At 72.7% G+C, this 14,752-nt stretch carries 15 protein-coding genes; 11 read left to right on the top strand and 4 right to left on the bottom strand.

The genetic code is table 11. The features are described from left to right. Window positions 1-6 precede the first annotated feature (6 nt). Entirely contained in the window at window positions 7-801 is a 795-nt protein-coding gene (locus ACH4TG_RS03375; RefSeq protein WP_398240245.1) for an ABC transporter permease, read from the bottom strand. Beyond that, complete coding sequence (locus ACH4TG_RS03380) at window positions 798-1,724, bottom strand: ABC transporter ATP-binding protein (protein ID WP_398240247.1); 927 nt, start codon at window positions 1,722-1,724, stop codon at window positions 798-800. Before ACH4TG_RS03380 ends, ACH4TG_RS03375 begins: the two co-directional genes overlap by 4 nt. Window positions 1,725-1,858: 134 nt before the next feature. Between ACH4TG_RS03380 and ACH4TG_RS03385 the strand changes: the two genes are divergently transcribed. From ACH4TG_RS03385 to ACH4TG_RS03425, 9 genes are all read left to right on the top strand, one after another. Next, entirely contained in the window at window positions 1,859-2,680 is an 822-nt protein-coding gene (locus tag ACH4TG_RS03385; protein WP_398240249.1) for a helix-turn-helix transcriptional regulator, read from the top strand. Next, complete coding sequence (sufB, locus tag ACH4TG_RS03390; RefSeq protein ID WP_398240251.1) at window positions 2,677-4,098, top strand: Fe-S cluster assembly protein SufB; 1,422 nt, start codon at window positions 2,677-2,679, stop codon at window positions 4,096-4,098. The genes ACH4TG_RS03385 and sufB overlap by 4 nt, the downstream gene beginning before the upstream one ends. 60 nt (window positions 4,099-4,158) lie before the next feature. Then, window positions 4,159-5,349, top strand: a complete 1,191-nt coding sequence (gene sufD, locus ACH4TG_RS03395; protein WP_398240253.1) for a Fe-S cluster assembly protein SufD — start codon at window positions 4,159-4,161, stop codon at window positions 5,347-5,349. After that, window positions 5,346-5,690: a non-heme iron oxygenase ferredoxin subunit gene (locus ACH4TG_RS03400; protein ID WP_398240254.1), complete on the top strand. Its 345-nt coding sequence runs from the start codon at window positions 5,346-5,348 to the stop codon at window positions 5,688-5,690. Before sufD ends, ACH4TG_RS03400 begins: the two co-directional genes overlap by 4 nt. Window positions 5,691-5,697: 7 nt before the next feature. After that, window positions 5,698-6,462, top strand: coding sequence for a Fe-S cluster assembly ATPase SufC (sufC, locus tag ACH4TG_RS03405; protein ID WP_398240256.1), 765 nt, complete (start codon window positions 5,698-5,700; stop codon window positions 6,460-6,462). 20 nt (window positions 6,463-6,482) lie between these two features. Continuing rightward, complete coding sequence (locus ACH4TG_RS03410; protein ID WP_398240492.1) at window positions 6,483-7,736, top strand: cysteine desulfurase; 1,254 nt, start codon at window positions 6,483-6,485, stop codon at window positions 7,734-7,736. 13 nt (window positions 7,737-7,749) lie between these two features. Next, window positions 7,750-8,205, top strand: coding sequence for a Fe-S cluster assembly sulfur transfer protein SufU (sufU, locus tag ACH4TG_RS03415; protein WP_398240258.1), 456 nt, complete (start codon window positions 7,750-7,752; stop codon window positions 8,203-8,205). Between the two features lie 12 nt (window positions 8,206-8,217). After that, complete coding sequence (locus ACH4TG_RS03420; RefSeq protein WP_398240260.1) at window positions 8,218-8,565, top strand: metal-sulfur cluster assembly factor; 348 nt, start codon at window positions 8,218-8,220, stop codon at window positions 8,563-8,565. Window positions 8,566-8,746: 181 nt separating this feature from the next. Beyond that, window positions 8,747-10,567 (top strand): DUF2264 domain-containing protein, encoded by a 1,821-nt coding sequence (locus tag ACH4TG_RS03425; RefSeq protein ID WP_398240262.1) that lies wholly within the window; start codon window positions 8,747-8,749, stop codon window positions 10,565-10,567. 62 nt (window positions 10,568-10,629) lie between these two features. Here ACH4TG_RS03425 and ACH4TG_RS03430 read toward each other — a convergent pair whose 3' ends face one another. Then, the gene (locus tag ACH4TG_RS03430; protein ID WP_398240264.1) at window positions 10,630-11,508 is read right to left on the bottom strand and encodes a winged helix-turn-helix transcriptional regulator; all 879 of its coding nucleotides are present in this window, start codon (window positions 11,506-11,508) and stop codon (window positions 10,630-10,632) included. Between the two features lie 92 nt (window positions 11,509-11,600). On the opposite strand from ACH4TG_RS03430, the gene ACH4TG_RS03435 reads away from it, so the two are divergent. Next, window positions 11,601-12,857, top strand: coding sequence for an MFS transporter (locus ACH4TG_RS03435; RefSeq protein ID WP_398240266.1), 1,257 nt, complete (start codon window positions 11,601-11,603; stop codon window positions 12,855-12,857). 95 nt (window positions 12,858-12,952) lie between these two features. Continuing rightward, window positions 12,953-13,933 (top strand): 2,3,4,5-tetrahydropyridine-2,6-dicarboxylate N-succinyltransferase, encoded by a 981-nt coding sequence (gene dapD, locus ACH4TG_RS03440; protein WP_398240268.1) that lies wholly within the window; start codon window positions 12,953-12,955, stop codon window positions 13,931-13,933. A 45-nt stretch (window positions 13,934-13,978) separates the two neighbouring features. Here the strand turns inward: dapD and ACH4TG_RS03445 are convergent, their stop codons facing one another. Next, window positions 13,979-14,593: an MSMEG_1061 family FMN-dependent PPOX-type flavoprotein gene (locus ACH4TG_RS03445; protein ID WP_398240270.1), complete on the bottom strand. Its 615-nt coding sequence runs from the start codon at window positions 14,591-14,593 to the stop codon at window positions 13,979-13,981. Window positions 14,594-14,752: the final 159 nt, after the last annotated feature.

Raw genomic sequence — 14,752 nt, forward strand, 5'->3', positions numbered from 1 at the left:
GGCCCGTCACTCCCAGCGGAAGAACCGGCCGGCCGCGGCCAGGCCGATGACCGCCCACACCGCGAGGATGCCCAGGTCGCCCCACGGCATCCCGGCGCCGTGCTGCAGCACGTCGCGCAGCCCGCCGGACAGCGCGGAGATCGGCAGCAGCTCCAGCGCCGCCCGCACCCCGCCGGAGAACTTGTCCATCGGCACGATCACTCCGCCGGCGACGAGCAGCAGCAGGAACACCAGGTTGGCCGCGGCCAGCGTCGCCTCGGCCTTGAGGGTGCCGGCCATCAGCAGCCCGAGGCCGGAGAACGCGGCCGTGCCCAGCAGGAGCAGCAGCACGACGGCCAGCGGGTTGGCGTGCGGCGACCAGCCCAGGGCCAGCGCGATGACGGTGAGCAGCAGCACCTGCAGCACCTCGGTGACCAGCACCGAGCAGGTCTTGGCGGTCATCAGCGCCCAGCGCGGCAGGGGGGAGGCGCCGAGCCGCTTGAGCACCCCGTAGCGGCGCTCGAAGCCGGTGGCGATGGCCTGCCCGGTGAACGCGGTGGACAGCACGGCGAGCGCCAGGATGCCAGGGGTGAGGAAGTCCACCGACTTGCCCTTGCCGGTGTCCACGATGTCGACCGCGCTGAACAGCACCAGCAGCAGCGCCGGGATCACCACGGTGAGCAGCAACTGCTCGCCGTTGCGCAGCAGCATCCGGGTCTCCAGCAGCGCCTGGGCCCGGATCATCCGGGGCAGCGGCGCGGAGCCCGGCCGGGGGCTGAAGGCGCCTCGGGCGTGGGCGGTGTCCGTGGTCGCAGTGCTCATGCCCGCAGCTCCTTGCCGGTCATTTCCAGGAAGACGTCCTCCAGGGTGCGGCGCTCCACCGCGAGGTGGTCCGGCATGACGCCGTGCTGGGCGCACCAGGAGGTGACGGTGGCCAGCAGCTGCGGGTCGATCTTGCCCTCGACGCGGTAGCTGCCCGGGGTCAGCTCGGCGGCCATCGCGTCCGCGGGCAGCGCGTTGAGCAGGGACGCGACGTCCAGGCCCGGCCGGCCGGAGAAGCGCAGCGTGTTCTCCGCGCCGCCGCGGCACAGCTCCTCGGGCGTGCCGCCGGCTATCGCCCGGCCGCCGTCGATGATCACCACGTGGTCCGCGAGCTGCTCGGCCTCGTCCATGAAGTGCGTGGTCAGCACGACGGTGACGCCGTCGGCGCGCAGCTCGCGCACCAGGTCCCAGGTGGCGTGCCGGGCCTGCGGGTCCAGCCCCGCGGTGGGTTCGTCGAGGAAGACCAGCTCGGGGCGGCCGACGACCGCCATGGCCAGCGCGAGCCGCTGCTGCTGCCCGCCGGACAGCCGCCGGTACGGGGTGCGGCCGCAGGTCCCGAGGCCGAGCCGCTCGATCAGCAGGGCCGGGTCCACCGGGTCGGCGTACAGGGTGGCGGTGTGCCGGAGCATCTCGGCGGCGTGCGCCCCGGGGTACACGCCGCCCGACTGCAGCATCACGCCGATCCTGGGCCGCAGCTCGGCGCCCTGGGCGACCGGGTCGAGGCCCAGCACCCGGGCGGTGCCGCCGTCCGGCCGGCGGTAGCCCTCGCACACCTCGACGGTGGTGGTCTTGCCGGCGCCGTTCGGGCCGAGGACGGCGGTCACCGAGCCCGCGGGGACCGTCAGGTCGAGGCCGTCGACCGCGGTCCTGGTGCCGTACCGCTTGACCAGTCCGGCCACCTGGACCGCGGGCTCGTTTCGCATGCGCACGAGTCTAGGGAGCGCGTGGACCGCGGAGTGCGGCAGGGCGGAATTAGGTGACCCTAAGTGATGCAGCACACCGTGTCGGCGAGCGGAGCGGCTTGCCCGTCTCCGGCGAATTACGCAACAATGGCCTTGTGAAAAACGTCGGTGGTGCCGCTCAGGGGGCGGCGGAGGAGCAGACGACCGGGGAGCGGCGCACCCGCACCCGGGTCGCCCGGTCCATCCTGAACCACGGGCCCTCCACGGCCGCCGACCTCGCCGAGCGCCTCGGGCTCACCCAGGCGGCGGTACGCCGTCACCTGGACGCCCTCGTCGCGGAGAACGTGGTGGAGCCGCGCGAGCAGCGCGTCTACGGCCACCGCGGCCGCGGCCGCCCGGCGAAGGTCTTCGCGCTCACCGACTGCGGCCGGGACTCGTTCGACCAGGCCTACGACCAGCTCGCCGCCGACGCCCTGCGCTGGATAGCCCAGTCGGCCGGCGACGGGGAGGACGGGCAGGCCGCGGTCACCGCGTTCGCCCGTGCCCGGGTCGCCGCCCAGGCCGAGCGGTACCGCGCGATCGTGGACGCCGCCGCCCCGGAGGACCGGGCCAAGGCCCTGGCCCGCGCCCTGTCCGCGGACGGGTACGCTGCTACCGCGCGCAGCGCGAGTACGCCCGGCCCGGCCGGGGAGCAGCTCTGCCAGCACCACTGCCCGGTGGCGCACACGGCCGAGCAGTTCCCGCAGCTGTGCGAGGCGGAGGCCGAGGTCTTCTCCCGACTGCTCGGGACGCACGTCCAGCGGCTGGCCACCATCGCCCACGGCGACGGGGTGTGCACCACGTTCATCCCCGAGACCGGCCCGAGAACCGGCCAGGCCGACCAGGCCGAGCCGCCGCGCCCGGCCGCCCCCGCATCCGGCGCAACCGACCACGCACCATCCGCAACTGCCAGCACGTCCGGGAGGAACCCCGCATGACTGCTCCCACGGAGACCACTCACCCGGAGCTCGAAGGTATCGGCAACTACGAGTACGGCTGGGCCGACTCCGACGTCGCCGGCGCCGCCGCCCAGCGCGGCCTCTCCGAGGACGTCGTCCGCGACATCTCCGCGAAGAAGTCGGAACCGGACTGGATGCTGAAGCTGCGGCTCAAGGGCCTGCGGCTGTTCGACAAGAAGCCGATGCCGACCTGGGGCTCCGATCTCACCGGCATCGACTTCGACAACATCAAGTACTTCGTGCGGTCCACCGAGAAGCAGGCGGAGTCCTGGGAGGACCTGCCCGAGGACATCAAGAACACGTACGACAAGCTCGGCATCCCCGAGGCGGAGAAGCAGCGCCTGGTCGCCGGCGTCGCCGCGCAGTACGAGTCCGAGGTCGTCTACCACCAGATCCGCGAGGACCTGGAGGAGCAGGGCGTCATCTTCCTGGACACCGACACCGCGCTCAAGCAGCACCCGGAGCTGTTCCAGGAGTACTTCGGCACCGTCATCCCGGCCGGCGACAACAAGTTCGCCTCGCTGAACACGGCCGTGTGGTCCGGCGGCTCCTTCATCTACGTGCCGAAGGGCGTGCACGTGGAGATCCCGCTGCAGGCCTACTTCCGGATCAACACCGAGAACATGGGCCAGTTCGAGCGGACGCTGATCATCGTCGACGAGGACGCCTACGTCCACTACGTCGAGGGCTGCACCGCGCCGATCTACAAGTCGGACTCGCTGCACTCCGCGGTCGTCGAGATCATCGTGAAGAAGGGCGGCCGCTGCCGCTACACGACCATCCAGAACTGGTCGAACAACGTCTACAACCTGGTCACCAAGCGCGCCGTGGCGTACGAGGGCGCGACCATGGAGTGGGTCGACGGCAACATCGGCTCCAAGGTCACCATGAAGTACCCGGCCGTGTACCTGATGGGCGAGCACGCCAAGGGCGAGACGCTGTCCATCGCGTTCGCCGGCGAGGGCCAGCACCAGGACGCCGGCGCCAAGATGGTGCACATGGCGCCGAACACGTCGTCGAACATCGTCTCCAAGTCGGTGGCGCGCGGCGGCGGCCGTACCTCCTACCGCGGCCTGATCGAGATCGGCGACGGCGCGGCCGGATCGAAGTCCAACGTGCTGTGCGACGCGCTGCTGGTGGACACCATCTCCCGCTCCGACACCTACCCCTACGTGGACGTCCGCGAGGACGACGTGTCCATGGGCCACGAGGCGACCGTCTCCAAGGTCTCCGACGACCAGCTCTTCTACCTGATGAGCCGCGGCATGACCGAGTTCGAGGCCATGGCGATGATCGTGCGCGGCTTCGTCGAGCCGATCGCCAAGGAGCTGCCGATGGAGTACGCCCTGGAACTCAACCGCCTGATCGAGCTCCAGATGGAAGGCGCGGTCGGCTAGCCGGCACCCGCCCCCGATCCCCTTCGACGTACACCCGGAAAGAGAGCAGTACGACACGCCATGGCTGAGAACACCCCTGCGGGCAGCACCACGGACGGTGCCATCACGGTGGGACGGTCGGCCGAGCAGCCCGCCCAGCCCACCGACGCCCGGGTCAGCGCGGCCCCGTCCTACGACGTGGCCGACTTCCCGGTGCCGCACGGCCGCGAGGAGGAGTGGCGGTTCACCCCGCTGGAGCGGCTGCGCGGCCTGCACGACGGCACCGCCGAGGCGACCGGCGGCCTGCGGGTCGAGGTGACCGCGCCCGAGGGCGTCACGGTGGAGACCGTGGACCGCACCGACGCCCGGATCGGCAAGGCCGGCAAGCCCGCCGACCGGGTCACCGCGCAGGCGTTCAGCGCCTTCGAGAAGGCCTCGGTGGTCACCGTCCCCAAGGACGCGGTGCTCACCGAGCCGGTGCGGATCGCCGTGCACGGCGAGGGCGGCACCGTCTTCGGCCACCAGGTCGTGGAGCTGGGCGCGTTCGCCGAGGCCGTGGTCGTCATCGACCACACCGGCGACGCGACGCTCGCCGCCAACGTGGAGTTCCTGATCGGCGACGGCGCCAAGCTCACCGTGGTGTCCGTGCAGGACTGGGACGACACCGCGGTGCACGTCGCCCAGCACACCGCGCTGGTCGGCCGCGACGCGAGCTTCAAGTCCGTGGTCGTCACCTTCGGCGGCGACGTGGTCCGGCTGCACCCGCGGGTGATCTACGGCGCCCCCGGCGGCGAGGCCGACCTGTTCGGCCTGTACTTCACCGACCAGGGCCAGCACCAGGAGCACCGGCTCTTCATCGACCACGACACCCCGCACTGCCGCTCCAACGTCGCCTACAAGGGCGCGCTGCAGGGCCGGGACGCGCACGCGGTGTGGATCGGCGACGTGCTCATCCGGGCCGCCGCCGAGGGCACCGACACCTACGAGCTGAACCGCAACCTCGTGCTGACCGACGGGGCGCGGGTCGACTCGGTGCCGAACCTGGAGATCGAGACCGGCGAGATCGTCGGCGCCGGGCACGCCTCGGCGACCGGCCGGTTCGACGACGAGCAGCTGTTCTACCTGATGTCCCGCGGCATCGGTGCCGACGAGGCCCGCCGCCTGGTGGTCCGCGGCTTCTTCGGCGAACTCGTCCAGCAGATCGGCCTGGCCGACCTGGAGGAGCGTCTGATGGCGAGCATCGACGCCGAACTGGAGGCCTCGGTCGGATGACGAGTACCGAGCAGAGCGCCCCCGCCGGCTTCGTGCGGGTCTGCGCGCTCAGCGAACTCGAGGACGCCACCCCGCACCGGGTGGAGATCGACGGTGTGCCGGTCTCCGTCGTCCGCACCGAGGGCGAGGTGTTCGCGATCAACGACATCTGCTCGCACGCGAACGTCTCACTGTCCGAAGGCGAAGTCGAGGACTGCCAGATCGAGTGCTGGCTGCACGGCTCCAGCTTCGACCTGCGCAGCGGCAAGCCATCCGGGTTGCCCGCCACGCGGCCCGTCCCCGTATACCCCGTCAAGATCGTTGGGGACGACGTGCTCGTCTCCGTCACCCAGGAGTCCTGAGTCACCCATGGCCACGCTTGAAATCCACGACCTGCACGTCTCCGTCGAGGCCGACAACGCCACGAAGGAGATCCTCAAGGGCGTCGACCTGACCGTGAAGCAGGGCGAGACGCACGCCATCATGGGCCCCAACGGCTCCGGCAAGTCCACCCTCGCCTACTCGCTCGCCGGCCACCCCAAGTACACCGTCACCGGCGGCACCGTCACCCTCGACGGCGAGGACGTCCTCGCGATGACCGTCGACGAGCGGGCCCGGGCCGGCGTCTTCCTCGCCATGCAGTACCCGGTCGAGGTCCCCGGCGTCTCCGTCTCCAACTTCCTGCGCACCTCGGCCACCGCCATCCGCGGCGAGGCCCCCCGCCTGCGCACCTGGGTGAAGGAGGTCAAGGAGACCATGGAGCGGCTCCACATGGACCCCTCCTTCGCCGAGCGCAACGTCAACGAGGGCTTCTCCGGCGGTGAGAAGAAGCGCCACGAGATCCTCCAGCTCGAACTGCTCAAGCCGCAGATCGCGATCCTGGACGAGACCGACTCCGGCCTCGACGTCGACGCCCTGCGCATCGTCTCCGAGGGCGTCAACCGGGTGCGCGAGACCGGCGAGGTCGGCACCCTGCTGATCACCCACTACACGCGCATCCTGCGGTACATCAAGCCCGACTTCGTGCACGTCTTCGTGGGCGGCCGGGTCGCCGAGTCCGGCGGCGCCGAGCTGGCCGACAAGCTGGAGGAAGAGGGCTACGAGTCCTACGTGAAGGGCGGCGCTTCCGCGTGACCACATCCTCGTCCGCCGGCCTGGTGCTGCCCGGCCTCCTCGACACCGAGACGATCCGCAAGGACTTCCCGGTGCTGGACCGTCTGGTCCACGGCGACCGCAAGCTCGTCTACCTGGACAACGCGGCGACCTCGCAGAAGCCGCGCCAGGTGCTCGACGTGCTCAACGCGTACTACGAGCGGAACAACGCCAACGTCCACCGCGGCGTGCACGTGCTCGCCGAGGAGGCCACCGCGCTCTACGAGGGCGCCCGCGACAAGGTCGCGGCGTTCATCAACGCGCCCAGCCGCGACGAGGTCATCTTCACCAAGAACGCCTCGGAGTCGCTGAACCTGGTGGCCAACATGCTCGGCTGGGCCGACGAGCCCTACCGGGTGGACCGCGACACCGAGATCGTCATCACGGAGATGGAGCACCACTCCAACATCGTGCCGTGGCAGCTGCTGTCGCAGCGCACCGGTGCGAAGCTGAAGTGGTTCGGCCTGACCGACGACGGACGGCTCGACCTGTCGGACATCGAGCAGGTCATCACGGAGAAGACCAAGATCGTCTCCTTCGTGCTGGTCTCCAACATCCTGGGCACCGTCAACCCGGTCGAGGCGATCGTGCGCCGCGCCCAGGACGTCGGCGCGCTGGTCCTCATCGACGCCTCGCAGGCCGCCCCGCACATGGTGCTGGACGTGCAGGCGCTCGGCGCTGACTTCGTGGCCTTCACCGGCCACAAGATGCTCGGCCCGACCGGCATCGGCGTGCTGTGGGGCCGCCAGGAGCTGCTGGAGGACCTGCCGCCCTTCCTCGGCGGCGGCGAGATGATCGAGACCGTCTCGATGCACTCCTCCACCTACGCGCCGGCCCCGCACAAGTTCGAGGCGGGCACCCCGCCGATCGCGCAGGCCGTCGGCCTGGGCGCGGCGGTGGACTACCTGACCGCCATAGGGATGGAGAACATCGCCCGGCACGAGCACGCGATCACCGAGTACGCGGTGGGCCGGCTGCTGGAGGTCCCGACGCTGCAGATCGTCGGCCCCGCCACCGCCGAGGACCGCGGCGCTGCGATCTCCTTCACGCTGGGCGACATCCACCCGCACGACGTGGGCCAGGTGCTCGACGAGCAGGGGATCGCGGTACGGGTCGGCCACCACTGCGCCCGCCCGGTGTGCCTGCGCTACGGAATTCCTGCGACGACGCGGGCGTCGTTCTATCTGTACTCCACCCCGGCCGAGGTCGACGCCCTGGTCGACGGGCTGGAGCAGGTCCGGAACTTCTTCGGTTGATGGTGGTGCCGCTGTGAAGCTCGACTCGATGTACCAGGACGTGATCCTGGACCACTACAAGCACCCGCACGGGAGCGGTCTGCGCGACGGGCAGGCCGAGGTGCACCACGTCAATCCGACGTGCGGTGACGAGATCACCCTGCGGGTGCGGATGGACGGCTCCGTGATCGGCGACGTCTCCTACGAGAGCCAGGGCTGCTCGATCAGCCAGGCCAGCGCGTCGGTGCTCAACGACCTGCTGGTCGGCAAGGACGTCGCCGAGGCGCGGAAGATCCAGGAGACCTTCCTGGAGCTGATGCAGTCCAAGGGGCAGATCGAGCCGGACGACGCGATGGAGGAGGTGCTGGAGGACGCGGTGGCGTTCGCCGGCGTCTCCAAGTACCCGGCGCGCGTCAAGTGCGCGCTGCTGAGCTGGATGGCGTGGAAGGACGCGACCGCACAGGCGCTGTCCGGCGCTGCGGGAAAGTAAGGAGACCGCCGCATGACCGAGTCCGCTGAGAACCAGGCAGCCGCCCTCAAGCCGGCCTCCGAGGAGGAGGTCCGCGAGGCCCTCTACGACGTCGTGGACCCCGAGCTGGGGATCGACGTGGTGAACCTCGGCCTGATCTACGGCATCCACATCGACGAGGGCAATGTCGCGACCCTGGACATGACCCTGACCTCCGCGGCGTGCCCGCTCACCGATGTCATCGAGGAGCAGGCCCAGACCGCGACCGAGGGCATCGTCAACGACCTGAAGATCAACTGGGTCTGGATGCCGCCGTGGGGCCCGGACAAGATCACCGACGACGGGCGCGAGCAGCTGCGCGCCCTCGGGTTCAACGTCTGAGCCGAGGCACCTCCCGAACCGTCCCGACCGGCGGTCGACCGCGTCTGCGCACGCGGCGGCCGCCGGTCGCGGTGTTTCCGGGCGGACCCGGGCACCGCAGCCGTGGACGCCTGTTGACGCCTCCCGGCCGGAGTTGCGAAAGTTCTCGCAACTTCGTCGGACAAGGGGAGGCGGACCGCTCATGGCCCACGACGCGGACGGACGGCAGGCCACGGCACGCGAGGACCTGCAGGACTACGTGCGGGACCTCGCCGAGCCGCTGGTGCCCTACGCGGGGGGAAGCGGCGCCCGGATCACGCTCGGCGTCAACATCGCGCACCACGACGACGCGGCCGCCGACCTGGAGGGGTACGCCCGCCCGCTGTGGGGGCTCGCGCCGCTCGGTGCGGGCGGTGGCGACTTCGCGCACTGGGACCTGTGGGCCCGCGGCCTCGCCGCCGGCACCGACCCCGGCCACCCCGACTACTGGGGGAGCCCGCGCCATCTCGACCAGCGGCTGGTCGAGATGGCCGCGGTCGGCTTCGCCCTCGCCCTGGTCCCCGAGCGCCTGTGGGACCCGCTCTCCGGCGCCGAGCGCGACCGGGTCGCCGCCTGGCTGACCGCCGCCCTCGACCGGGAGCACGCCCCGAACAACTGGAACTTCTTCCCCGTCCTGGTCAGCCTGGGCCTGGACCGGGTCGGCGTGGCGCACGACCGCGAGGCCCGGCACGCCCGCCTGGACCGGCTGGAGGGCTACGCGCTGGGCGACGGCTGGTACGCCGACGGCGACACGCCGCAGCGCGACTACTACATCCCCTGGGCCATGCACTACTACGGCCTGCTGTACTCCGCGCTGGCCGGCGCCGAGGACCCGGACCGCGCGGCCCGGTTCCGGGAGCGGGCCGCCGAGTTCGCGGTGGGCTTCCGGCACTGGTTCGCCGACGACGGGGCCGCGGTGCCGTTCGGCCGCAGCCTCACCTACCGCTTCGCGCAGGGCGCGTTCTGGGGCGCGCTGCCCTACGCCGGGGTGGACGCGCTGCCGGCCGGCGAGGTCAAGGGCCAGTTGCTGCGGCACCTGCGCTGGTGGCGGGCCCGCACCGCGCGGACGTCGCCGCACGGCCTGCTGAGCATCGGCTACGGCTACCCGCAGCCCGGCGTCGCCGAGCAGTACAACGGGCCCGGTTCGCCGTACTGGGCGATGAAGGCGTTCCTGCCGCTGGCGCTGCCGGCCACCGACCCGTTCTGGACCGCGCGGGAGCAGCCGCCCGCCGCGCTGCCCGCTGCCCTCGCCCAGCCGCACGCCGGCGCGGTGCTGATGCGCTCCGGCGGCGACGTCACCCTGCTCAGCGGCGGGCAGCACAACACCTGGGCGCGCGGCGGAGCCGCCAAGTACGCCAAGTTCGCCTACTCCACCCGCTTCGGCTTCAGCCTGCCCGCCGGTGAACTCGGCCTGGCCCAGGGCGCGTACGACTCGATGCTGGCGGTCAGCGACGACGAGGGCGATCCGCGGCACTTCCGGGTGCGCGAGCAGTGCCTTCCGCCGGTCGACGTCCCGGCCCCCTCGGAGAACACGGCCGCCGATCCGCAGGCCGATCCGGACGGCACCGTGTGCAGCACCTGGTACCCCTGGCCGGACGTGGAGATCACCAGCTGGATCAGCGCCGCCGCGCCCTGGCACCTGCGCACCCACCGCATCCGCACCGGCCGGGCGCTGCACACCGCGGAGGCCGGCTTCGCGGTCGACCGGGACGGCGGGGTGCCGGTGCGCACCGAGGACGAGGGCGCGGCGGCCGCGGTGTCCGCGGCCGGCGACCTGACCGGGCTGCGCGACCTGGACGGGACGCGCACCGGCACGGTCATCGAGCTGCTGCCGGGCACCAACGTGCTGGCCCGGCGCACCGTGCTGCCGCTGCTCACCGCCCAACTTCCGCCGGGGGAGCACTGGTTGCGCTGTGCCGTGCTGGGCGCCGGGCCCGCGCAGGCGGCCGCCTGGGACGAGAAGCCGCCGCAGGCCCGCCACTGAGAGCAGGGGGACGCGCGCTCGGTGCCCCCCGGGGGTGCGCCGGAGCCCAGGTGCCGACGCGGTCAGCCGGTCGCGTCCCGCACCGCCCGCAGGGCCGCGTCGACACTCTGCTCGATGTCGGTGACCGGGTACAGCGCGGCCCGCACGGTGCGCCCGGCGTCCAGGACGAGGGTCAGGCGCTTGAGGCGCACCGCGCCGCCGGCCCGGAACGTCGGCAGCCGCAGCGCGGCGCTCAGCATCAGCCCGTCGTCCGAGAGCAGCGGGAAGCCCAGCCGCTCCTTCGCCGCGAACTCCGCCTGCTCGTCCGGGCGCTGGGTGCTCACCCCGTGCACGGCCGCGCCCGCGGCGGCGAACTCGGCGTGCCGGTCGCGGAAGGTGCAGGACTCCAGCGTGCAGCCGGGTGCGCCGGGGATGCCCGACCAGCCGGGCGGATACGACTCGGGGCGCGCGTAGGCGCCGGGGAAGCAGTACAGCACGGTGAACGGCCGGTCGGCGCTGACCGGGTCCACCGGCCCCCCGGCGCCCGGCAGCCGCAGCTCCGGCAGCTTCGTGCCGGGCAGTTCGCGGACCCGCGCGGCCTCCTGCGAACCGGGGTCGGCGGTCGCCGTCGTGGTGCCGTCGCCCAGCACCCAGCCGTCGCCCCAGTCCTGCAGCCCGACCAGCACCGGCAGCAGTGCCCGACCGCGCGGCGTCAGCAGGTACTCGTGGCGGGTGGGCCGCTGCTGGTACGGCTCGCGGGCCAGCACGCCGTCGGCCACCAGCGACTTCAGCCGCTCGGCCAGCACCTTGCGGGAGACGCCCAGTTCGGCCTGGAGCGCGTCGAACCGCCGCACGCCCCGGGCGATGTCGCGCACGATCAGCAGCGTCCAGGCGTCGCCCACGACGTCGAGTGCCGCGGCGATCGCGCAGTGCGGGTCGGCCGGCCCGCTCCGGTGTGTCATGTCACCCCTGCCTCGTCGCTGTGCGGTTGACGATAACCCCCGGCGGCTGGGAGTGTCAGTTCCGAATGGGAACTGACGGGGGAGGCGGGGGGATGCGCGCGGTACCGAAGGTCGTCTGGCTGCTGGCGGCGGGCTCGTTCGCGAACATGGTGGTCGCGTACACGTTCGTCTACCTGGTGCTGTACCTGACCGGGCCGCGCGGCCTCCCGGTCGCCCAGGCCGGGCTGATCGCCGGGCTCGGCGGCGCCGGCCTGGTGGCCGGGAACTTCACCGGCGGCTGGTTCGGCGACCGCCACGGGCACCGGCGCACCCTCGTCGCCGCCGCGGTGGTCAGCGGGACCGGACTGGTCTGCCTGCCGCTGCTGCCGCTCGCCGGGCTGCTGCTGGTGCTGCCCGTCGCCCAGTACGCGGCGGGCGCGGTGCGCGCCTCCAACTCCGCGCTGGTCGCCGTCTCGGTGCCGGAGGGCGCGCGGCGGCAGGGGTACGCAGTGATGCGGTTCGCGTCGAACGCCGGCTTCACCCTCGGGCCGCCGATCGGCGCCCTGCTCGCGGCGCACTTCTCCTACGGATGGCTGTTCGTCGCCGACGGAGCCGGCACCCTGTGCTTCGCCGCGTACGCCGCACGCATCCTGCCCGCGCACGGCCGCAGCCGCCGGGCGGCCGCGGACCAAGGCGGCACCGCCACCGCGGGCGCGGCCACCGGAGAAGCACAGCCGGCCCGCGCACCCGTCCGGCTGCTCGCGGAACTGCGGGCCAGGCCCGCGGTGCTGGCGCTGCTCGCGGCGATCGTGGTCACCGACACCGTCTACCGCCAGCAGTACAGCACCCTGCCCGTCTACCTCACCGGCCACGGCTTCTCCACCGCCTTCTACGGCGCGCTGCTCGCCGTCAACGGCGGGGTCATCCTCTGCCTGGAGATCCCGGTGACCCTGGCCCTGCGCCGCGCGGCGCCACTGCGCATCATCTCCGGCGGGCTCGCCCTGGTCGGCCTCGGCTACGGCGCCCTGGTGCTCGGCGCCTCCACCGCCACCGCGCTCGCGCTGATGGTGCTGCTCACCGCCGGCGAGATCCTCTACAAGACGCCCGCCACCGCGTACGTCGCCGACCACAGCCCGCCCGGCATGGAGGGCCGCTTCCAGAGCCTGTACGCGGGGGCGTCGGTGGCCGGCACGGTGCTGGCCCCGCCGCTCGGGGCCGCCCTGTACGCCGCCGCGCCCGCCGCCCTCTGGCCCACGTGCGCGGGCCTGGCGCTGGCCGCGGCCCTCGGCCTGTTCGCCGCCTCGACCGCCCGCCGGCCCGCGCCGCTGCCCGCGGACGATCCCGCTCCGGCCGCCGCCGCCCCGCGCTGAAGGGCCGTGCCGCGACCCGCCCGCGGGCCCGGCGGCGGCATTTCGCATGGTGAGCCGGTTCGGTCGGCGCCCGCCCCACGCGTTAGCGTGCTGCCATGACTGAGAACCGCGCCCCCGGCGCCATCGCCGTCGGCCTGGCCACCGTCGCCGACGACGGCACCGTACTCGACACCTGGTACCCGGCCCCCGAGCTCGCCGACGAGCCCGGCCCGGCCGGCACCACGCGGCTCACCGCCGACGAGGCCGCGGCGGCCCTGGGCAGCGCGGCCCCCGAGGCGCTCGGCCCCGACCCGCGCCGCGGCGTGGAGGTCGTCGCCGTCCGCACGGTCATCGCCTCGACCGAGGACAAGCCGCTCGACACCCACGACGTGTACCTGCGGCTGCACCTGCTGAGCCACCGCCTGGCCAAGCCCAACACCCAGAACCTGGACGGCATTTTCGGCCTGCTGGCGAACGTCGCCTGGACCTCGATCGGCCCGGTCCCGGTGCCGCGGCTGGAGCAGGCCAGGCTGGCGGCCCGCGCCGAGGGCCTGCACCTGTCCGTCCACGGCGTCGACAAGTTCCCGCGCATGACGGACTACGTCGCGCCGGCCGGCGTGCGCATCGCCGACGCCGACCGGGTCCGCCTCGGCGCGCACCTGGCGGCGGGCACCACCGTGATGCACGAGGGCTTCTGCAACTTCAACGCCGGCACCCTGGGCACCTCCATGGTCGAGGGCCGCATCTCGCAGGGCGTCGTCATCGGCGACGGCTCCGACGTCGGCGGCGGCGCGTCCATCATGGGCACCCTGTCCGGCGGCGGCACCCAGATCGTCTCGGTCGGCGAGCGCTGCCTGCTCGGCGCCGAGTCCGGCCTCGGCATCGCGCTCGGCGACGACTGCGTGGTGGAGGCCGGCCTGTACGTGACCGCCGGCACCCGCGTCACCCTGCCCGACGGCGAGATCGTCAAGGCCGTCGAGCTGTCCGGCGCCGACAACCTGCTCTTCCGCCGCAACTCCACCACCGGCAAGGTGGAGGTGCTGCAGCGCACCGGCTCCTGGGGCGGGCTCAACGCCGTCCTGCACAGCCACAACTGACCCGCGCCCGCGGGCCCGTCGCAGCACCCGGCCCCGGGCCGGCCGTCAGCCGTAGAGCCGACTGCCGTACCCGGGGCCGTAGTACACCTCGAGCTCCTCGACGGACTCGCCCCTGCGCTCCTGGCCCGCGGCCATCCGGGCGCGCGACGGGGCCGCCTCCGGCTGCCACGTGTCCGGCTTCCACAGGGCGCTGCGCAGGAAGGACTTGGAGCAGTGCGAGAACACCTCGTCGACCTCGACCAGCAGCACCACCTGCGGCCGGTGGCCCTTGACCGCCATCCGGTCGAAGAAGTCCGCGTCGCGCAGCAGCCGGGCACGGCCGTTGACACGCAGCGTGTCGCCGCGCCCGGGAACGAGGAACAGCAGCCCCACATGGGGGTTGGCGAGGATGTTGCGGAACCCGTCCGCCCGCCGGTTGCCCGGCCGCTCGGGGATCGCCAGCGTGCGGTCGTCCAGCACCAGCGCGATCCCCGCGGGGTCGCCCTTCGGCGAGACGTCGCAGGCCCCCGCGCCGTCCGAGGTGGCCACCAGGCAGAACGGCGCCGCCGCGAGCCACGCGCGGTCCAGCGCGTCCAGGCTGGTGCGGACCTTGCCCGCGTCGCGCGGCGTCGGCTCGCCGATCAGCTCCCGCAGCTCCGCCTCGCTGGTGATCTCCTGCACCGCGGTACCGCCCTTCGCACCTGCGGGGCCCGTCCCGAGTGAGTCCCCGTCGGGAACTCACAGGTTACCCGGGCCCGTTCCGCCTCCGGCAGGGGGTTTCCGCGACGGCACGCGGCCGCGGGGCGCATGATCGGCCGTGGGAGCCGGTGACCCGGGACC

Origin of the sequence: Streptomyces sp. NPDC020917 (assembly GCF_044333795.1) — a bacterium.
GTDB lineage: Bacteria > Actinomycetota > Actinomycetes > Streptomycetales > Streptomycetaceae > Actinacidiphila.